Origin of the sequence: Lactococcus protaetiae (assembly GCF_006965445.1) — a bacterium.
GTDB classification, from domain to species: Bacteria; Bacillota; Bacilli; order Lactobacillales; family Streptococcaceae; genus Lactococcus; species Lactococcus protaetiae.
Map to the genome: position 1 here is coordinate 2,007,785 of NZ_CP041356.1, position 21,247 is coordinate 2,029,031.

At 35.7% G+C, this 21,247-nt stretch carries 15 protein-coding genes and 3 pseudogenes; 5 read left to right on the forward strand and 13 right to left on the reverse strand.

The genetic code is table 11. From position 1 onward, the window contains the following. Positions 1–43 precede the first annotated feature (43 nt). Positions 44–1,976, reverse strand: a pseudogene (gene parE, locus FLP15_RS13215) (DNA topoisomerase IV subunit B). Positions 1,977–2,487: 511 nt separating this feature from the next. Between parE and plsY the strand changes: the two are divergent. The 4 genes from plsY (at position 2,488) to nrdE (ending at position 6,498) form a co-directional block, all read left to right on the forward strand. Further along, the gene (gene plsY, locus FLP15_RS09585) at positions 2,488–3,126 is read left to right on the forward strand and encodes a glycerol-3-phosphate 1-O-acyltransferase PlsY (protein WP_142766929.1); all 639 of its coding nucleotides are present in this window, start codon (positions 2,488–2,490) and stop codon (positions 3,124–3,126) included. A gap of 155 nt (positions 3,127–3,281) precedes the next feature. Continuing rightward, positions 3,282–3,500 carry a redoxin NrdH gene (locus FLP15_RS09590; RefSeq protein ID WP_142766930.1) on the forward strand — a complete coding sequence of 73 codons (219 nt, stop codon included), beginning with the start codon at positions 3,282–3,284 and terminating at the stop codon, positions 3,498–3,500. 1 nt (position 3,501) lies between these two features. Next, positions 3,502–3,924 carry a class Ib ribonucleoside-diphosphate reductase assembly flavoprotein NrdI gene (gene nrdI, locus FLP15_RS09595; RefSeq protein ID WP_142766931.1) on the forward strand — a complete coding sequence of 141 codons (423 nt, stop codon included), beginning with the start codon at positions 3,502–3,504 and terminating at the stop codon, positions 3,922–3,924. Between the two features lie 405 nt (positions 3,925–4,329). Next, the gene (gene nrdE, locus FLP15_RS09600; RefSeq protein WP_142766932.1) at positions 4,330–6,498 is read left to right on the forward strand and encodes a class 1b ribonucleoside-diphosphate reductase subunit alpha; all 2,169 of its coding nucleotides are present in this window, start codon (positions 4,330–4,332) and stop codon (positions 6,496–6,498) included. 214 nt (positions 6,499–6,712) lie between these two features. Here the strand turns inward: nrdE and FLP15_RS13220 are convergent, their stop codons facing one another. Beyond that, entirely contained in the window at positions 6,713–6,853 is a 141-nt protein-coding gene (locus tag FLP15_RS13220; protein WP_223804615.1) for a hypothetical protein, read from the reverse strand. Between the two features lie 179 nt (positions 6,854–7,032). Between FLP15_RS13220 and nrdF the strand changes: the two genes are divergently transcribed. Next, positions 7,033–8,010: a class 1b ribonucleoside-diphosphate reductase subunit beta gene (gene nrdF, locus FLP15_RS09605; protein WP_142766933.1), complete on the forward strand. Its 978-nt coding sequence runs from the start codon at positions 7,033–7,035 to the stop codon at positions 8,008–8,010. A gap of 63 nt (positions 8,011–8,073) precedes the next feature. Here nrdF and FLP15_RS09610 read toward each other — a convergent pair whose 3' ends face one another. From FLP15_RS09610 to FLP15_RS09660, 11 genes and pseudogenes are all read right to left on the reverse strand, one after another. Then, positions 8,074–9,309 (reverse strand): glycosyltransferase family 2 protein, encoded by a 1,236-nt coding sequence (locus tag FLP15_RS09610; RefSeq protein ID WP_142767494.1) that lies wholly within the window; start codon positions 9,307–9,309, stop codon positions 8,074–8,076. A 54-nt stretch (positions 9,310–9,363) separates the two neighbouring features. After that, positions 9,364–9,885, reverse strand: coding sequence for a hypothetical protein (locus FLP15_RS09615; protein ID WP_142766934.1), 522 nt, complete (start codon positions 9,883–9,885; stop codon positions 9,364–9,366). Positions 9,886–10,074: 189 nt separating this feature from the next. Next, positions 10,075–11,009 (reverse strand): annotated as a pseudogene (ftsX, locus tag FLP15_RS09620) (permease-like cell division protein FtsX). Further along, a complete protein-coding gene (gene ftsE / locus FLP15_RS09625; RefSeq protein WP_120771838.1) occupies positions 11,002–11,694 on the reverse strand; it encodes a cell division ATP-binding protein FtsE in 693 nt (230 codons plus the stop codon). The pseudogene ftsX and the gene ftsE overlap by 8 nt, the downstream one beginning before the upstream one ends. 233 nt (positions 11,695–11,927) lie before the next feature. Next, positions 11,928–13,025 carry a peptide chain release factor 2 gene (gene prfB, locus FLP15_RS09630; protein WP_142766935.1) on the reverse strand — a complete coding sequence of 366 codons (1,098 nt, stop codon included), beginning with the start codon at positions 13,023–13,025 and terminating at the stop codon, positions 11,928–11,930. 54 nt (positions 13,026–13,079) lie between these two features. Next, entirely contained in the window at positions 13,080–15,200 is a 2,121-nt protein-coding gene (gene ppk1, locus FLP15_RS09635; RefSeq protein ID WP_142766936.1) for a polyphosphate kinase 1, read from the reverse strand. 12 nt (positions 15,201–15,212) lie between these two features. Beyond that, positions 15,213–16,745 (reverse strand): Ppx/GppA family phosphatase, encoded by a 1,533-nt coding sequence (locus FLP15_RS09640; RefSeq protein WP_142766937.1) that lies wholly within the window; start codon positions 16,743–16,745, stop codon positions 15,213–15,215. Between the two features lie 162 nt (positions 16,746–16,907). Next, positions 16,908–17,914 (reverse strand): annotated as a pseudogene (gene queG, locus FLP15_RS09645) (tRNA epoxyqueuosine(34) reductase QueG); the annotation flags it as partial. A 128-nt stretch (positions 17,915–18,042) separates the two neighbouring features. Beyond that, positions 18,043–20,175 carry a hypothetical protein gene (locus FLP15_RS09650; protein ID WP_142766938.1) on the reverse strand — a complete coding sequence of 711 codons (2,133 nt, stop codon included), beginning with the start codon at positions 20,173–20,175 and terminating at the stop codon, positions 18,043–18,045. Further along, entirely contained in the window at positions 20,148–20,861 is a 714-nt protein-coding gene (esaA, locus tag FLP15_RS09655; RefSeq protein ID WP_142766939.1) for a type VII secretion protein EsaA, read from the reverse strand. The genes FLP15_RS09650 and esaA overlap by 28 nt, the downstream gene beginning before the upstream one ends. Positions 20,862–20,884: 23 nt before the next feature. Then, a complete protein-coding gene (locus FLP15_RS09660; RefSeq protein WP_142766940.1) occupies positions 20,885–21,220 on the reverse strand; it encodes a hypothetical protein in 336 nt (111 codons plus the stop codon). Positions 21,221–21,247: the final 27 nt, after the last annotated feature.

Below are 21,247 nucleotides of genomic sequence, written 5' to 3' on the forward strand. Positions count from 1 at the left end.
CTGACAGAAAGTCATCCGTGCTGATGACAGCTAAAAAATTCCCTTAAAACACTGTTTCTTCTTCCATAGTAAATTTAACATTGTTTTCAATCCATTTTCTACGTGGCTCGACTTTGTCACCCATCAAAACAGACACACGTTTCTCCGCTTGAGCCGCATCATCAATTGTCACTTGAATCAATGTTCTTGTATCAGGATTCATTGTCGTTTCCCAAAGCTGGTCTGCGTTCATTTCGCCCAACCCTTTATAACGCTGTAAGTTCGCGCCACGACCAAATTTAGCTCGAAGTTCTGCGAGTTCTCCATCTGTCCATGCATACTCTATTTTCTCTTTTTTACCTTTCCCTCACTCATTTTATAAAGTGGTGGAAGCGCAATATACACATGACCATTCTCCACCAAAGGTTTCATATAACGATAAAAGAAAGTCAATAGAAGTGTCTGAATATGAGCGCCATCAGTGTCCGCATCGGTCATAATAATAATTTTATCGTAGTTTCGGTCTTCAAGCTGAAAATCAGCACCAACACCTGCTCCAATAGTGTAAATCATCGTATTGATTTCCTCATTTTTGAGAATATCTTGCATTTTGGCCTTTTCAGTATTGATGACTTTACCACGCAAAGGTAAAATAGCTTGGAATTTACGGTCACGTCCCTGTTTAGCAGAACCACCAGCCGAATCTCCTTCGACAAGATAAAGTTCATTTTTATTAGGATTCTTCGTTTGGGCAGGTGTTAATTTCCCAGAAAGTAATCCCTTGTCTTTCTTTGTTTTCTTACCATTTCTTGAATCTTCGCGCGCTTTTCTGGCAGCTTCACGCGCTTCGCGCGCCTTAATCGCTTTACGAATCAGATTTTGAGCTAACTCTCCATTTTCCATCAGATAAAAGCTCAATTTTTCCGCCACAATATTATCCACAATGGGACGCGCTAAAGGCGATCCTAGTTTATCTTTGGTTTGTCCTTCAAACTGCAAATGCTCCTCTGGCACCAAAATAGACAAAACAGCCGTCAGTCCTTCACGATAATCTGAACCTTCAAGATTTTTGTCTTTCTCTTTTAGTAGATTCGTTTTTCTTGCATAGTCATTCATCGCTTTGGTTATCGCCGTTTTCAATCCAGACTCATGTGTTCCACCATCTTTCGTACGAACGTTATTAACAAACGATAAAATGTTTTCTGAGTATCCATCATTGTATTGCATAGCAACTTCAACCTGAAACTCATCTTGTTCTCCCGCAAAATAAAGTACAGGAGTCAGCGAATCCTTGTCTTCATTAAGGTAGGAAACAAAATCCTGTACTCCATTTTCATAATGAAACTCTGCTGATTCATCTGAACGCCTATCTTCAAGCGAAATCGTCACATCTTTCAACAAAAATGCTGATTCGTTTAATCTTTCCGAAATAATGCTATATTTGAATTCCGTTGTCGAAAAAATCGTTGAATCCGGCATAAATGTAACTTTTGTTCCCGTCTTCGACTTTGGAGCCTTACCTACTTTTTCCAATGTCGTAGCTGGATGGCCTCCATTTTCAAAACGTTGACGATAGACTATACCATCACGTGTAATCTCCACTTCAAGCCAGCTGGACAAGGCATTAACCACACTAGAGCCGACTCCGTGCAGACCACCAGAGGTTTTATAACCTCCTTGCCCAAACTTGCCCCTGCATGAAGAATTGTAAAAATAACTTCAACTGTAGGTATTCCCATGGCGTGCATCCCAACTGGCATTCCACGTCCTTCATCCTCAACAGTCATCGAACCATCTTTGTTAATGATGACAGAAATTTTATTACCAAATCCTGAAAGCGCCTCATCGACTGCATTATCTACAATTTCCCAAACCATGTGATGCAGTCCTGTACCATCAGTCGATCCAATATACATCCCTGGTCTTTTCCTTACCGCATCAAGCCCTTCTAAAACTTGAATTGCATCATCACCGTAATGATTAATATCTACAGTCATTCTTTCCTCTTATCCTTATCACATTTTTATCAATATTTTTGTTTATTTTATTGACTTTCAAAAGTCATTTTATTTTTCTATCACTTTTATAAACCCTATGTTGTTAACCAGCTTTTTAGTGCAATATCAGCAACATAACACACTTCGTACGTCATTCTTCAAAAGTCAATATATTTACAAGTTCAGAAAAATATTTACCTTGATTATTGTACCTTGTTCAGAAAGCTTTGTCAAAAGCCTATTATCAATTAATCCACATCTCTCCATTTTATATTATATCGAACTCAGTCAATAAACGCTCCATTTTATCAAACAATATGAGAAACTCTAAAAATTGAATTACACAAAGTTGCAATATGAAATACATAAAATCGCAGTAAAAGCTTCGTTCTTAATAGCAGCATTGTCATTATTCTTTACCAAAAATATGATATAATTATACAGTTAAAAGAGTTAGTATCTGATTTGAAATCAATCATACATTTTAAACGAAATAAACTTTGGAGAACTTATGCTTATTTTTATTCTTCTCATTGTCAGTTATCTTTTGGGAGCTATTCCTGCTGGTCTATGGGTCGGAAAGATTTTCTTTAAAAAAAATCTCCACGACTACGGTTCTGGAAATACAGGAACAACTAATACTTTTCGGATATTAGGCATTAAAGCTGGAATTGCAGTCTTTATGTTCGATTTACTCAAAGGTACTTTAGCCACTTTATTACCATTATTCTTTCATGTTCACGGCATATCCCCTCTAATTTTTGGACTTATCGCTGTTTTAGGACACACTTTTTCTATCTTTGACCACTTCAAAGGCGGAAAGGCTGTTGCAACTTCTGGAGGTGTTGTTCTCGGGTTTAGCCCGCTATTTCTTCTCTATCTCCTCCTTGTTTTTCTTATTGTTCTCTTCTTATTTAGTATGATTAGTCTATCAAGCATTGCAGCAGCGATTGCAGCAATTATTGGTATCCTCATTTTTCCTAGTATTAGTTTTATTCTGCCAAATTATGATTTATTATTTTCAATAATAATTTTTGTCCTCGCAATAATAATTATTGTTAGGCATAAATCTAATATAAAGCGAATTAAAAATCATACAGAATCCCTTGTCCCCTTTGGTTTTAACTTATCCAAGCAAATAAAAAAATAGGACTATATCTTGTGTCTATCTAATATTTTTTACATAATTCAACACAATATCTAGTAGTAATCATTTGACTAGATATTTTTTTTACGCTAAAATAAGACTATAAAAAATAACGAGAAAAGTAAAATAACTTTTACTCACATAAATGGGGGACTATAATGGTTACAGTATATTCAAAAAATAACTGCATGCAATGCAAAATGGTCAAAAAATGGCTTGGAGAACACGACATTTCTTTCAACGAAATAAATATTGATGAACAGCCTGAATTTGTAGAAAAAGTTATTGAAATGGGTTTTCGTGCCGCACCTGTTATCACCAAAGGTGAATTAGCTTTCTCAGGATTTCGTCCATCAGAATTAGCAAAGTTGGCTTAATATGAAACTTGTTTACTTCAGCTTGACGGGTCAAACCCGTCGCTTCGTGAGCAAAACAGACTTACCTCACGAAGAAATATTGGCAGATAGTGACTTAGAAATGAATGAAGATTTTATTCTTATCACACCAAGTTATGCCGAAGAATCACCGACTGTATCAAAATCAATTGAAGTCATGGATCCAGTATTTGATTTCATGGCCTACAATGATAATTATAAATTCTGCCGTGGAATCATCGGTACAGGCAATCGTAATTTTGCTGGAATTTATATTTTTACTGCAAAGGAAATTTCTGCCAAGTATCAAATTCCTATTTTGTACGATTTTGAGTTCAACGGAACGCCTTCTGATGTTGAAATGGTTGAAAAATTAGCTAAAAAACTTGATCAAGGAGCAAGTGTTACTTACAAAAAGCCCTTTTGATTAACTTTATTCTTCCGCTTCACATTTGTGAAGCTCCTTTAATTTTTATCTAAAACTTACAAGTCTTTTATTATGTAATTAATTTTATAATTCAGCGAGTTTGTTTTTTATTTTAAAGGAAAGCGCTTCCTGATATAGCGATTAGTTTGTTGTTACCCAACTTCATCCCCATTGGGATTGCTTCACAATCGCCTTTTGCAGACTAACTAATAAAATATATTATTTTAAAGTTAGTTTAGTAAATAACTCACTTCTATAGTTAATCCGTTGTAAAAATCCACAATGAACTAATGTCATGGTCTAACTTCATGGCGCAAAAATGGCGTTATGACATGCCAATTACAATCACCATTAATAAAATTCGATTGGATTTTAAGGTGGAACTAGTGTATTAAAAGGAGTAATATGTCTCTTAAAAATCTCAAAGATGTTACTTATTTCAAGCTCAATAATGAAATCAATATTCCTGTTAATGGTGCGATTCCATTAGCAAAAGATAAAGAAGCGATTGCTGCTTTCTTCAAAGAAAACGTTGAGCCCAATCGCTTTATTGCCGAAACTTACACGGATAAGCTCAACTGGCTTGTCCAAGAAGAATATCTAGAATCTGATTTTTTATCAAAATATGATTCAACATTTATTACAACACTTCGAAAAGAATTGACTGATTTTGGTTTCCATTTTGATTCGTTCATGGCAGCATATAAATTCTATAATCAATATGCTATGAAAAATAATGATGGTTCTCTTTATCTTGAAGACTTTGAAGACCGTGTATTGATGAATGCCCTTTACATGGGAGCTGGTGATGAAAGTTTAGCACGAAATCTCGCCTTCTCAATGATTAATCGGAGATACCAACCAGCTACACCAACATTTCTTAATGCTGGTCGCAAACGTCGCGGAGAGTTTGTTTCTTGCTTCTTATTGCAATTGACAGACGATATGAATTCTATCGGACGAACGATTAATTCTGCCTTACAACTTTCTAAAAATGGTGGTGGTGTTGGTCTTAATTTGACGAATCTACGTGCTGCTGGTGCCCCAATCAAGGGATATGATGGTGTTGCAGCAGGTGTTGTGCCTGTCATGAAACTTTTTGAAGATTCTTTCTCATATGCTAACCAATTGGGACAACGTCAAGGTGCAGGAGTCGTTTATCTTTCCATCTTTCACCCAGATATTATGGAATTCCTTTCAACCAAAAAAGAGAACGCTGACGAAAAAATCCGTGTAAAAACCTTATCTTTAGGTGTAACTGTTCCTGATAAATTTTATGAATTAGTCAAAAAGGGTGAAACAATGTATCTTTTCGAACCTTATTTTGTCGAAAAATATTATGGTAAACCTTTCGCTGAAGTTGACATCACTGCGGAATATAACAATATGGTTGCAAATCCAGAAATTCGTAAAACACCGATAAGTGCGCGTGAGCTTGAACAAGAACTTTCTAAACTTCAACAAGAATCTGGCTATCCTTATATTGTCAATGTTGATACTGTTAATCGGGCTAACCCTGTTGATGGTGTGATTTCAATGTCAAATCTTTGTTCTGAAATTCTCCAAGTGCAAACTGCATCAGTTTTGAACGATGACCAAACTTACAAGGTCGTGGGAACAGATGTTGCCTGCAACTTAGGTTCTACGAATATTATCAATATGATGACCTCAGGTAAAGAGTTCGGAACTTCTGTCGAGGCGATGGTTCGTGCTTTGACTTATATTTCTGAAACAACAAATTTAGATACTGTTCCTACTGTTCGTAAAGGGAACGATGAGATGCACGCAATTGGGCTGGGAGCAATGGGATTGCATAGTTTCCTTGCTGGTCAGCATATTCATTATGATAGCAAAGAGGCTGTTGAATTTACGAGTGTCTATTTCATGTTGATTAATTATTACACACTGCTTGCTTCAAATAAACTTGCTGTTGAAAAAGGAACTTCTTTCAAGACTTTTGAAAAATCTGCTTATGCTGACGGAAGCTATTTTGACAAGTATCTAAACCATGATTTCTTTGGTGGGGTTAGTAGCAAAGTTCAGTCATTGTTTGATGGTATCGAAGTTCCTTCACTTGAAGATTGGTCAGCATTAAAAGATGCAGTCATGACTTCAGGATTATACAATTCTTACCGCATGGCAGTGGCGCCAAATGGCTCAATTTCTTATATTAATGACTGTTCTTCTTCCATTCATCCAATTGTAAATCGAATTGAAGAGCGTCAAGAAAAGAAAGTAGGTAAGATTTATTATCCAGCCGCTGGACTTTCAACAGATACGATTCCATTTTATAAGTCTGCTTATGATACTGATATGCGTGCTGTCATTGATGTTTATGCTGCAGCAACTGAACACGTTGACCAAGGGTTGTCACTAACACTATTTATGCGTTCAACATTGCCAGAAGGACTCTATGAATGGAAATCTACGACAAGCAAGATGACCACCCGAGATCTTAGCATTTTGCGAAATTATGCTTACAAAAAGGGAATAAAAACAATTTATTACATTCGTACTTTCACAGATGATGAAGAGGAAGTCGGAGCAAACCAATGTGAAAGCTGTGTCATATGAAGTCAAGACTTATTCAGTGGGAGTTTCAACTTCCCACTGAATTTAGTCGGACGAAATTCAAAGTTAGTGCTGCTTCATCCCCTGCCTAAGAGGTAGGGGTGTTAGCACGCACTTACTTCGATAAAATAAGTTCTGTCAGTAAATATTTACTGACAAAACTTAAATCTTTTACTGACAGAATTAGCATCTAGCCAAGTAAGTGTTGCTTATCCTTCTACTCATGATAGGTAAGAGATAAACGTACACTTGCTTTGATAAAAATTACTGACAGAATTCCTGTCAGTGAAAAAAAGAGAAAGGAACTAAGTTCGCAAACTCGCTCAAAGGAATAATCATGGCATCGTCTTTGTGCCATGAAGTTAGACTACAACGAAGTAGCTATAGTAACTGTAATTGCTGTATCTTTATCACCAATTAACAAAAATCCTATGAGAAAGAGTAACCTGAATCGTTAGAAATCAGGTTGTACTCTGAAGTTCAAAATATCATGTAAAATTTTTTTAACTTCAGAAAAGTCGAACTTACATTTTCATTATGTCTGAAACTGAAAATCTTATTGTACCTACTTATTACAGTGCAATTGACTGGAATTCCATTGAGGATTCTATTGACAAATATACTTGGGAAAAACTGACAAGCCAATTTTGGTTGGACACACGCGTTCCTGTTTCCAATGACCTAGATGACTGGCGTAAACTTCCTCAGGTTGAACGTGATACATTTGCAAAAGCTTTTGCTGGACTTACTCTACTAGACACTTTACAGTCTGTAGATGGTGCCGAAGTCCTCAAGCATGACTCACGCACACCACAGGAAATTGCTTGTTTCAATAATATCCAATTTATGGAGTCTGTCCATGCAAAATCCTACTCAACCATTTTTTCAACCTTAAACACCAAAAAAGAAATCACTGAATTGTTTGATTGGGTTGATACAAATGTTTATATGCAAAAAAAAGCTGAAATCATCAATGGTATTTATGAAAATGGTACTCCTCTCCAAAAGAAAGTAGCCTCTGTATTTCTCGAAACTTGCCTCTTCTACTCTGGTTTCTATACACCATTACGCTATTTAGGTAACAACAAAATGATAAATTCTGCGGAAATTATCAAATTGATTATTCGTGACGAGAGTGTTCACGGAACTTATATCGGTTATAAGTTCCAACTCGGCTTTAACGAACTTTCAGAAGAAGAACAAAGTGAGTTTCGTGAGTGGATGTACGAACTCCTCTATCAACTCTATGAAAATGAAGAAAAATACTCTGCTCTTCTCTACGACAAGATTGGATGGACTGATGAAGTTTTAACTTTTGTTCGCTACAACGCAAACAAAGCTCTGATGAATCTCGGTCAAGACCCACTATTTCCAGATACTGCAGCAGATGTCAACCCAGTAGTAATGAATGGCATTTCAACTTCTTCATCAAACCATGATTTCTTCTCACAAGTCGGTAATTCTTATCTTCTTGGTGAAGTCGAAGCCATGTCTGACGATGATTACAATATCTAAAAGATCCTCATGATAATATAAAAAAACTTACCCTAGAGTAAGTTTTTTATATTATCATCTTCTTCAATCTTTTTTCATTTTTGTTCGCTCAGGACTTACCCATGTCCCTGAAGCTTCACCTTTAACGACTCCTTGAATCGCTGCTTTAAAGCTAGTAATAACTGTAATAGGTCCAACGATCCAATACCATAACAAGTAAAGTGGAGAAAAAATAATATATTTCATCTTAGATTCATGGCTTTCCAAAGCAAGTGAAGAAAAAAGTTGAAAAAAACCAACAACACTTACATAAGAGTAAAAAATAAAAAATCGTTCCAAATGAATATTCAAATCCAAATAATTATTTGTTAAAACATCAATAATAAATTGTCCTATCATAATAATCGTCCCTATAACATAGTAAAAAGCCCAGACAATACTCAGAGTCTGATCAATAAGAAGGACAACCTTAGGCAAATAATGCAACGGATGTTTAAAAATACGTCCAAAATTAGTAAACCATGACTCTGTTCCACCCTTAGCCCATCTTTTACGCTGTTTATACAATGCATCAAACGTATTCGGAACATTCATATAAGCAATAATATCTGGAGTATAAACTGCCTGCCACCCATGAAATTGTTGGTCCCAAGCAATGGAAATATCCTCAGTCGCTCTATCCTGCCTAAAAATTCCTACATCAAACAAAGCTTTCTTACGATACATGGTATTTGCTCCACTGTAAGCATAAATTGCCCCTAAAACTCCCATCTGTGTTCGTTTGATAATTCCAGCAATACTTGAAAACTCCACAGTTTGTGATTTTTCAACTAAAAGAGAGCGATTTTGAACCGTCATATTGACTGTGACAGCCCCAGTATTTTGAAACTTATCTCCAATAAAATAATTCATATACCGCCAAAGCGCATCACGTTCTGGCATAATGTCCGCATCATTGCTTAAAATAAATTCCCCCTTAGCAAATGAAATACCAATATTAAAAGCGTGTGCCTTTCCCTTATTTGCAGTAATTCGAACAACACGAAGTCTAGGATATTTGAGCATTAATCTTTGCAATATATTTGGTGTCAAATCTGTTGAGCCATCATCACAAACTAAAACCTCAAAATTATGATAATCTAATTCAGTAAATAGATATTCAATTGTATCTTCAATCACTAATTCCTCATTATGTGCTGGAATCATAATCGTAATCATTGGCTCAGCTTCAATAGCAACTCTTTGAAATGTTTTAAGCCTCCCTTTATATAAAAAACGATAAAAAATTCCTCCAAGAGTCCAAGCAAGTGCTCCAATCATCGGATAGTAAAATAATACTGAAGATAGGAATCCAAATATATTTGACAAATTAAATCAGCATCCTTTTTTCTTAAATTCGTCTTCTATCAAGTGATCTGGGAGATTTTGTTCTGATGCAACGATGTAATATTGTATGCTTTCACGAAATTCTTGTTTCCCAAAACGTGCTGTATAAATCTCATTCAACACTTTTGTACGATTTTCAGCCTGAAACTCGTTATATAATTTTTTCTTAGCAAAGACATGCTCTTCCATATAATTATTATGAATAAGAAACATTGTACTAATAAGAATAACTCCAATCCCACCTTTGAGCAGTACGGAAAATACAATGTGTTCAAATACACGTCCTTCCGCAAAACTCCAATGAAAAATAAAATCCCAAAAAGGCTTAGAAGTAGAGGAGTTTACTGCAACCAAGATAGGATAAATCAATATTATCCATGAAAAAAGAGCAGCCAGACTTTGTCGAATTTTCAAACTCCAGTTTCCTTTCTCAAAATACCTATCTTCAATCAATTCCATATTTAATATATCTTTTTTTGATTTATTTAGCATATTATGATTAACTTTCACTACACTTTTTATTCTACGACACTAGATCAATATCTATTTTTATTATTTTACAAAATAGTATTTTACAAATCTATTATACTTTTTTTGAAATCATTTTGCAATATTATAGCAAATAACATAATGTAAATACGGCATTTTAGACACAAAAAAACAGATAAGTCATTTGACTTTCTGTTTTCTTTATTTTTATTAGATTTTAAGGAAACGTCTCATTGACAAGAGCGCTCCGAATGACCCAATGAGTACGCCAATGACAACCATAATACCAACAATTTGTGGGATAAAAGTTGATGGTGGAAGCATTGACAAATCTTGTGTTTTAAGGCTCGGCGTGAAACTCACAAATGCGAGTCTATAAAGCCAAATAATTAAAACACTTGGTACGATTGAACCGAGTAACCCAACCCATGCTCCTTCTAAAAAGAAAGGCCAGCGAATATAGCCGTTTTTAGCTCCCACTAAACGCATAATCTGAATTTCTCTTTGACGCGACATAATCGTAATTCGAATCGTATTCGATATCAGGAATACAGCAACAAATAGCAAAAGCCCAGCAGCTGCAAGTCCCAAGTCCGAACGACTCCAGCAATGTCAAAAATACGATTTGTATTTGCACCACCGTAGGTTGCTTTTTCAATTCCTGAAATCTTCGATATTGATGCTGTCACAGATTTTACATGTGCAGGCTTATCTGCTTCAACAATATAAGCATCATACAATGGATTGGCATCACCTTGGAAAAGATTCCAAGTTTTACCGAGCGTCGCAGTAAGTTGTTTTAACTGCTCTTCTTTACTTGAAAAAGTAATTTTTTTAACATTTGGTACTTCTTTAATTGCGTTGTAAACCTTTAAATAAGCAGGATTTTCAATCATTTTCCCTTTATCTTTAGGGTCCTGAATCTTGGCTTCTTGGTCATGAACATCCAATTTCATATAAGCTACAACACGAACATTATTTTCAATATCCGAAGCTAATTTCGTCGTGTTCATAATCAATGAGAGGAAAAGTCCAACTAAAACAAGCGTAATCATAACTGATGATACCGCTGCAACGGTCATCCAACCATTACGCTTTAAATTTTTTAATGACTCACCAAGGTGCTTGAAGAAATTTCTAATCATCGTAGCCGTAAACTCCTTCCTCTTGGTCACGTACAATACGTCCGTTTTCAATCGCAATAACACGGTGTTTCAATGTATTAACGATTTGGCTATTGTGAGTTGCCATCAAAATGGTTGTCCCTTGAAGATTAATTTTTTCAAGCAAATTCATAATTTCCCAAGAATTTTCTGGGTCTAAGTTCCCCGTTGGTTCATCGGCAATCAATACTTTTGGTGCGTTAGCAATTGACCTTGCAATCGCAACACGTTGCTGTTCCCCACCAGAAAGTTCATTTGGAAATGAACGAATCTTATGTTTCAGTCCAACAAGATCAAGCACTTCATTGACACGTTTCTTGATTTCACGCGGACGTTTTCCGATAACTTCCATCGCATAGGCGATATTTTCATAAACAGTTTTCTTAGGCAAAAGTTTATAGTCTTGGAATACAACACCAACAGAACGACGCAACATTGGCACATCACGACGTCTTAATTTTGCTAAATCATATTGCGCAACTTTTCCAGAACCTCGGTCAATCTTCAACTCACGATAGAGGAGTTTGATAAATGTAGATTTCCCAGCTCCCGATGGTCCAACAATATAGGTAAATTCTCCTGGCTCGATTTCGAGAGAGATATTACGCAAAGCTGTTGTCCCATTAGAATATTTCTTGGAAACATTACTTAGTTTTATAATACTCATAGTACCTTTCCTGTATAAGATTTGATTGATTAGTTACCATCTCGTAAGAAAAATGCTTATCTTGCGATGCTATCAGTAACTGACAAACAAAAATATATTTTAATCACTATGGACGTTCTAATTATATCAAATAAAGAACGCTTTTGGTAGCTCTTTTTTTATCTAAAATTTACTTTGATAACAAAAAAGTTACTGACAGATTTCTGTCAGCACTTACAGAGCATTGTTCACTTTCATAAGTTCCATCTCAAGTATGCATTGATGAAACCATCAATATCTCCATCCATAACATTTGCAATTTGCCCTGTTTCATAACCTGTGCGAGTATCTTTGACTAATTGATAAGGCATGAAAACGTAAGAACGTATTTGACTTCCCCAAGAAATCTCAGACTGATCACCACGAAGTTCATCAGCCTCTGCTTGTTTTTTCTCCATTTCCATTTGATACAATTTTGATTTCAACATTGCCATTGCTTTATCTCGGTTACCATACTGCGTCCGGTCCATTGTAGATTGGACGACAATACCTGTTGGAATATGGGTTAAACGCACTCCTGTGCTGACCTTATTGACGTTTTGTCCACCAGCTCCACCAGAGCGGAAAGTATCCATCTTAATATCTGCATCGCGAACATCTACCTCAATCGTATCATCCAATTCTGGCATAACATCTACTGAAGTAAAGGAAGTATGGCGACGATTTGCCGAATCAAACGGAGAAATACGTACTAAACGATGCACACCTTTTTCACCTCGTAAAAATCCATAAGCATTACGCCCTACAAACCGAATCGTTACAGACTTCAAACCAGCGACATCACCATCTTGGTAGTCCAAAATTTCAACCTTAAAACCATGTGCTTCACCCCAACGCGTATACATCCGCATCAACATTGAACCCCAGTCTTGTGACTCAGTTCCACCAGATCCTGGGTGAATTTCAAGTACAGCATTCATGTGGTCATAGGGCTGGTTCAACATGATTTCTAACTCATAAGACTCTATTTTTTGACCTAATGCTATCGTCAGCTCTTCAAGTTCGACTTGCATTTCTTCATCAGCTTCTTCTTGCAGCATCTCCAGCATCATCTGAGCTTCTTCGAGCATGCTATTCATCGCCATGAAGTTATCATATTTTGCCTTTAGACCATTTGACTCATCAATTACTTTTTGCGCAGCCGCTTGGTCATTCCAAAAATCTGGCTGTGCCATATCATTGTCTAAAAGAGCTATTTCTTCTTCAAGGCGTTCAAGGTCCAATGAGCTTCTAAAATCCTCTATTTTCTCATTGTATCCTTCTAGTAAATTTCTAATTTCAGATAGTTCCATAACCTTTATTTTATCACATTTTTAGACAAATTAACATTTCTGTCAAGAAAAATACTATCTTCGATTAAATAATCGTTTAAAAAAACTCACTCTCTTTGCCGCATACACTTCTTTTTGCACTTCTACTGAACGTTTCTCCGCTTCTTTTACAAAATACGTTTGAGGGCTCAATTCGCTATGAATCAAGTGAGTCTGATAAAGCTCATTTGGATGTAAAAAGAAAGTTTTTTTATCATACTTGGTAAATGCTTGGATAATTTCACGCGCTTGATTTACAACTTGCTTGTCATACAAACGCGTTGCAATCTCGATACGGTTATCCATATTACGTGTCATCGTATCAGCTGACGAAATCCATATCTCCTGATGTTTTCCACTCCCAAAAGCATAAATCCGACTATGCTCTAAAAATCTTCCAACAATTGACCTTACCTCTATTGTTTCACTCTGCTCTTTATTTCCCACTTTCAAAACGCAAGCCCCACGAACAATAAGCTGAATTTTTACTCCCTTTTGTGAAGCCTCATAAAGTTTATCAATAATCAGCTTACTCGTAAGTGCATTAACCTTCAGAAAAATATAGCCATCCTGATGTGTCATTTGTCGCTCAATTTGTTCATCAATCTTTTTCACAATCATCATACTGATACCAAAAGGAGAAACGACAATTCGCTCATAATTTGGTAATTCAGAATAACCTGCAACAAAATTAAAGAAACTCACTAAATCACGACCATAGGCGGGATTGGCAGACAGTAAACTAATATCTGTATACATTTTTGAAGTGCTCTCATTATAGTTTCCTGTTCCGAGGTGAACATAAGATTTTGTTTCCTCACCAACTTTCTTTACAACAAGTAAAGCTTTTGAATGTGTTTTTAAATCTGGCACCCCATAAATGACATAAACACCTGCATCCTCAAGCACTTTCACCCACTTCAGATTATTTTCTTCATCAAATCTTGCCTTTAATTCTACAACTGCTGTAACCTGTTTACCAGCCTTACTCGCGGCACATAATGCCTCAATAACACGCGAATCCTCGGCAACACGGTACAATGTTTGCTTAATCGCAATAGTATCTGGACTTTTAGCAGCTGCAGATAAGAAATTAAGCACAGGTTGATAAGAATCATAAGGATGATGAAGCAAAATATCTCCCGAATCAATTGTAGAGAAAATATTGCTTTCTGACCAATCATCTGACTGATTAGGAACAAATGGGCTAAATAACCATTCCGAATGTTGTACTTTTACTTGTGAAATAAATCCAAAAAGTATTGTCAAATCTAATGGGCCTTTAATAAAATAAAAGTCTCTTTTTTTCAAACAAAGTTCATGCTCAAATTTTTCTAAGTCATGTTTAAATTCATCAAAGTTACCATCACGAATAGAAATTTCAATTCGTGATGGTAATCCACGTCTCCGTTCTATCAGATAATCTTCAATTTGTTCAATAATATCATCATCAGGATCTTCTTCAAAGTCAGGATTCTGATCTAAAGTCACTCTAAACGTAAAATAACGTTTTAGTTGCCATCCCAAAAATATCTTATCAAAATTCCCTTGAATAACTTCTTCTAAATTAATGAAAGTTTCTGTTCCCTCCAAAGCAACCAAACGATTAAGTTGCACAGGTAAAGGCAATATCACTCGTGTATCTTCTTTTCCTTCCTTTTGTAAATGCAAAAAGAGATGAATCAATTGATTTTCTATCTTTGGTGTTGCATGATAAGAATCTAAACCAATTGGTGTCAGGGCTGGTAAAATTATTCGCTCAAAATAATTATCAGCAAGTGGACGCTCTACTTCATTTAAGTCATCATAACGTTTAAAATAAACCTTTTTCTCTTTTAAATGCTCAAGAAGTTCCTGAAACCTAAGATATTGCAAATCAAGATTTTTTTGATTTCTCCGATTTAGCTCTTCTAATATTTCTTCATGATTCATTCCTGTTCCAGCAACTTGTTTATGTGCTTCACTTCTAAGACGCGCGTTAGATTGTATAGCAGGCACTCTGACCATAAAAAACTCATCTAAGTTATTAGAAGCAATCGCCAAAAATTTTAACTGCTCTAAAATTGGGTAATCCTCATCATAACTTTTTTCAATCACACGGCGATTAAACAAAAGCCAACTTAAATCTCTATGAAAATACTTTATTTCCTCACCCATTCTGATTTACCCCTAATTATAAAAATCTAAAATTACTTTTTTCCCTAAAATATATTCTATCTTTTTCTTCTGTCGTTCCGCACGTGAAAGTTCACCATAAGGTGGAAGACTCCATTTTATCCGAAGTCGATACTTCGCCCCTTCTTTAAGTAGTTCCGCTTTCTCTATTTTATTCATTGGGATTACATTTAACGCATCGCAAAAGCGGACAAGGTTTCCTGCTTTTAAGATTAATTCAATCTCTGAGTCTTCAAACCAATCATGAAAGGGCGTAAGGTACTGGTTAAACAAAGACTTGTTTTTATAAGAAGCAAGAAGTGCAATAATAACTCTATCTCGATGTTTAAAACCAGAAATATTACTGTTCGCTAGTAGATAAAAAGTGTGCATTGAACTGTCATCAGCTTCAATATAAGACCCTGCCAAATAAAGCATTGAAGCATAATATAAATAATCATTTAACTGCTCAGAGGGTATCACAAGACCTGCTCGAATCATCAAATCCTGAAAAAGCCGTACACGTTTCAAGCGTTGTTTTGCATTCGCTGGATCAATCCCATAATTAACAAGTAAACGCGCTATCGATGTTCTACGGATTCCCGACACTGGATAGGTTTCAGGTACCTCTGCATTAATCATATTAATAAGTAGTCCTTCACGTAATCCTTCCTTGACAAAATACATTCGCTCCGCAGAAGTCGTTTCTATTAAAGCTTGGAACGTTATTGTCGCGGGAATAATAATATCTGCTCGGTCACGTGAAAGACCATCTAAATCCCGAAGTTGTTTTAAAGATTTCGCAGCCAAGAAAAATTTCGTGCTCTTTATATTTTCAACAGTCATTGAGTAACCATGTAGTCCTGTAATTGGATAACTTACCATTCGTTGATGAATAGAAGCCATATTACGACTTGAGCCACCCATCGCTACAATAGGAACATTGCGAGCATGAATCCAATCCTGTGTCTTAAATTGAGATCTAACATAGCGCTCACACGCTGCCATTGCCTCCAAATCACCTGGTTCTTTACCTTGAAAAAACATTTCCATCAACCGAACTACTCCAAATGGGAAACTATGCGAATGTATAAGTTCGTTACCTCTATAATAAGTGACTTCTGTAGATCCTCCACCCATATCTACCGTATATGCTTCTTCAAAAGTAGTTAAATGACTTACCGCATATTGACCATAAGCCGCCTCTTCTTTTTCCGACAAAAGTCTAATTTTAAAGTTTGAACGTCGTTCCAGCTCCTTAAGAACATCCGAAGAATTCCTTGCTTGCCTTATGACAGCTGTAGCAGTCGTTATTGTTTTTTTAGGGTGATAAAGCTTGATAATATCTTCAAATATTCTCAAAGTTTTGATTAACTCATCTATTCCTATTTGCGAGAGATTACCATATTCATCCAAATACTGATAAAGGCGAATAGGCATTTTTATGTCTTGAATTTCTTTATAAGTATATTCTTTTTGAATATCATAGATAACCAGTCTAACGCTATTTGAACCTATATCTATAAGTGCTATTTTATGTCTTTTCATCCACGTTCTCCATTCTTAATTTTATCATGATTGATATTGATTGTTTGTAAATATTGCGTAAATATGTATTGATGATGGATAAATGTTCGGAAATAAAAGGAGCCAAATCTAGCTCCTTTATTTCCGAGGACGAATTCGTATCTTACCATTTTCCAAACGTTCAATCGCCCATTCAGCAGCATCAACCATATAATCTCGAACATCATTCGTCTTAATTTCGTGGAGTTTTGGAAGAGCTGTTTTATCATTGCTATTTGCTAAGGCATAGATAGCATTACGTTGCAAAGGATTTTTTCCCCGCCAAGAACCAGCCATTGAACCAAATTTATTGATAAATTGTTTATTAGAGAGATCAAGTAAGGGCAGGAGCTCAGGATTAGTTAGCTCAGGGTCTGGTTCCATTTCTGGATGAAAATGACTATTGATACCTTTATTATAAGGACAAACAACTTGGCAAATATCACAACCATAGATAACAGTTTTAATTTTTTCACGAAATTCTTCTGGCATTTTCCCTTTAGCTTGTGTCTGAAAGCTCAGACAACGAGGAGCATCAAGTCTACCGTCACCAAGAAGCGCTGAAGTTGGACAAAAATCTACACAACGCGTACAGTCACCACAACCATAATCAACAGGAAGATCAGGAGCAATTTCAAGATTAGTGACAAGTTCACCTAAAAACATCCATGAACCAAATTCTTTGTTAATCAATAAACCATTTTTTCCGATAAAACCGAGTCCTGCTCTAGCTGCAACTGCAACATCAACAAGCGCTCCTGTATCAACCATCGCTTTATAATGAAACTCACCTGCAAGTTGTTCAATCCCTTCGGCCAGAGATTTAAGTTTACGTTGCAAAACAAAATGATAATCTTCCCCCAAGAACCTCGTGAAAACTGACCACGTCTATATTCAGTTTTCTCAGGTTTCTCTTCAGCCCTATTAGGATAAGCAATACCAATAGAGATAATAGTTTTAGCATCTTCAACTGCTAGTCTGGGATACAGACGTTCCTCAAGATTTTGATGTTCAAAACCACTTGTATGTCCTGCTTCTTTTTGCTCAACAAGAGATTTTCTAAGATATTCAAAATTATCAGCTGTTGTAAAGCCGATTTTTTGAATGTTTAGGTCTGAGGCAAGTTGTTGTATAGCTAATTTCAGATTTATCATATCTCAATTATGGCACAAATATTTATTATATGTCAATTACTATTGCCAACTACTACAATAAAAAAGCATGAGAACCTCATCTCATACTTTTAACTTAGCATTTAAATTCTATCGATACTATCTTTTCAAGCTTTTCTACGAACAATATACATTCCTACTCCACCTATAATGATTCCTCCAAATAAAGCAGGAATCCAAATTAAATTAATCGTTTGCTTTTTTGTTTTTTCTGCCTTTGGAGTAATATTTTTTACAGTCAACGGCTGAGCAAAGAAATTATAAATTGGGATTGGATTAACTCCTGGAGCGCGAGTGTTGGCAAGAACCGTTGAGAAGTTTGTAGAATAGTCCTTACTCTTTTTCAAATCTTTAGTTCCTACGCTCAATATTTCTCCCGTTCCATCAAGTACTTTTTGTGCATTAGCCTTTGTCACATTGACCCCTTTGACCATTTCCTCAAATTGATTACTATTATCTTTGATTGCTTTGGCATTATTAGCCGTATCAGTTGCAGACTTACTTGTACTTGTCATCAAACTAGAAATCATTTTGTAGATGCTATCTCCACCATTAGGATCAATATAGAGATTGGGGTCTGTTTGATTATACTCGTTCCAATTTTTTACTGCAAGTAAATCAGCCTTGGAATCTTTCCACGATTTGTAACTTTCATCATTTGCTTTAGTTGCTGTATTATACCAATTTTGGAGAGCAGTCATTTGAGTAGCAAAATAAGAACTAGGAAGATTTTCTGATAGAGTATTCTCCGTTTGACTCAATGTATCTATGCGTTCTTGTAGTTCTGATAAAATTTGAATAATTTGTTTTAAGTTAGACTGTCCTAAGTCTTGATAATCTGTAACATCTTGATTCCCTAACCGTTCCTGAATAGTATTGATATCCATGTTACCATAACGATTATAAACAGAATTTTCATTATTGTCTTGGAAATCTTTTTCACTTGGTAATTGACCGTTTTCTGAGGCCACCATCAATGAGTCATCTTCAGGATTTCCATAAATAAAATTAATTAACTGTGTACTCGTATCAATTTTATTAAACATACTAGTCAGAGTTTCAAAATAAGTTTGACCAACTGCATTATTTACTGGTTGCTCTGGATTTAAAACAAATTGGATTGTCCCTGTTTTAGAACTACTTCCATCATAAGTCGTCAATGTTGCAGTGGAAATCTGTGTAGAACCAAAATCAACTGAGTAAGTCACTGTCAAAACCGCATCACCTGCACATGAATAGCTTTTTTCTACCATTTGGACCGTTCCGTCTGGGTTCATGATAGGTTTACCATTGGCATCCAATGCAGGTTCTTCTTTTATATAATTTTGATTGTTCAATGTGACGGTTGTATTATCACTGCTGACACTTGGATTGTTTTCTCCTGAGCCACTAACATTAGAAACACTGATTGTTGTACCTGGTGCGGTAAGCTTAACATAACCAATGTTCCCTTTCGGAATCTTTAAGGTTACGGTCTTCTCCATTGTTTGATGAGGTGTATTATCAGGCAATGTTATTTCATCCAATTCACCAGTCTGCACTCCGAAAGCTGAAGCATAATTTTTAAGGAAGTTAAGTTCTTTTTGATATTCATCAGCTTTCTCTTGCGTAAGTGAGTTATTTTCAACTAAACGGTTAAATAAATCAGTATAATCACTTGAGTTGACAGAAATATCTTCCAATAAAGAGGAGATTTGTGCTGAATAATTTTGCTTACTGTCCAATAGTGATTCTTGAGTGAAAGATTTCTCTAATTTCTCGGCTAATGCTTTACGCGCATAAGTTGAATCTGGGTCTTCAACAATACTTTGGAGATTGTCATACTTATAGTTAGAATCATTAATACTGATATCCGAAGCAAAAAACTGCTGTAAAACATCTTGTTCCAATCCAAATAACTCTGTTCTTTGTTGAGCAAGTTGAGTGATTTGATTCCCAATATCATCTCTTTTTTCCGTGATTAACGTATTATATTGAGCTATTTGATTTGTCAAATCAGGATAAACACCTTGTGAAGTTCCATCACTATTTTGAGATGAAAATTGATTGAAATTCGTCAGATTAGCAGTATAAAGTCCTTTAAATTGGTCAAAGTAGAATGCAGTATCTGAGGTAAATTGGTGAGTAATACCAGCATTAGCATGTTCTACATTGATTTGTGCAATTTTTTGATTATCTTTAAAGAAATTTTGTAGAGGAACCTGCTGACTATTCAATGTCTTACTTGTTGAATCCAGCATATTTTGCACACTACTAGTAAAGCTATTTTGAGATTGAATCCATGAACTATTCTGGACTTAAGAGAATTAGCTTGACTGATTGTAGAGGTATATGATTCAGCTGTCGTCTTGAACGGTGGAAGTACATTTGCACCTAATTGATTAAGTAAAGTACCTTGACTTCCAACGACATCCTGCATCGCCCCTTGAGCGCTCGAAACATTGTTAGCCACACTTGAATAATACATTTGAACAATACGCGTGTTAAAATCATAAAGCAATCCATTGATTTTATTATCTAATTGAACATTATTGACCTGATTTTGCCCCGTTTCAATTTTATAATTTACTTCCGCTTTTTCGGGTGCAAGTGCTTGAAGGGATAAAAGATTAGAAGTAAAATTTTGTGGAAGATAAATCACAGCATTTACAGAACCATCTTTATAAGCTCGCTCTGCCACACTTCGTGAAGCAACTTGCCAGTTATACTTATCGTCATTTGAAACCAAGTCTACAAAGCTTTTACCAAAATTGTAGCTCTTCCCCTCAAATTTACCACTTTCGTCCTCATTGACCAAAACAATCGTTGGTTTGGACACCGACTGTCCCGCTGCTTCCTTTGGACGACTTAACCACCAAAAAGAAACACCAAGTCCAATTATAGCAATTACTAGAATACCACCAGTTATTACCGTTTTTTTCTTCATATCTATTACCTTCTCCTTTAGCTTTATCCACCAATTGTTACTAATGAATTAAATTGAATTAAATCATCACTAATAATCAGTGGAATGATATTTAACACTCCACCTTTATTTATAATCCATCTAATTGAACGTACCTTTTTAGTCGCATCATCTATTTTTTCAAGAACATCTTTATCCTGTTTACTATCATGCATCTTAGTAAACCAAGCCTCACCAATACATTTGAGTAAGGTGTAACTATAAATATTTACAACTGTGCCACTTAGCAAAATAACATTTTGAACAATTTGTTTCAAATCATCATCATCAAAAGCAGAGGAAGCACGTGTAATAGTCGGAATGATAAGTGCAGAAAACAAATCTTTCCCTGCACCAATAGAAGCTGT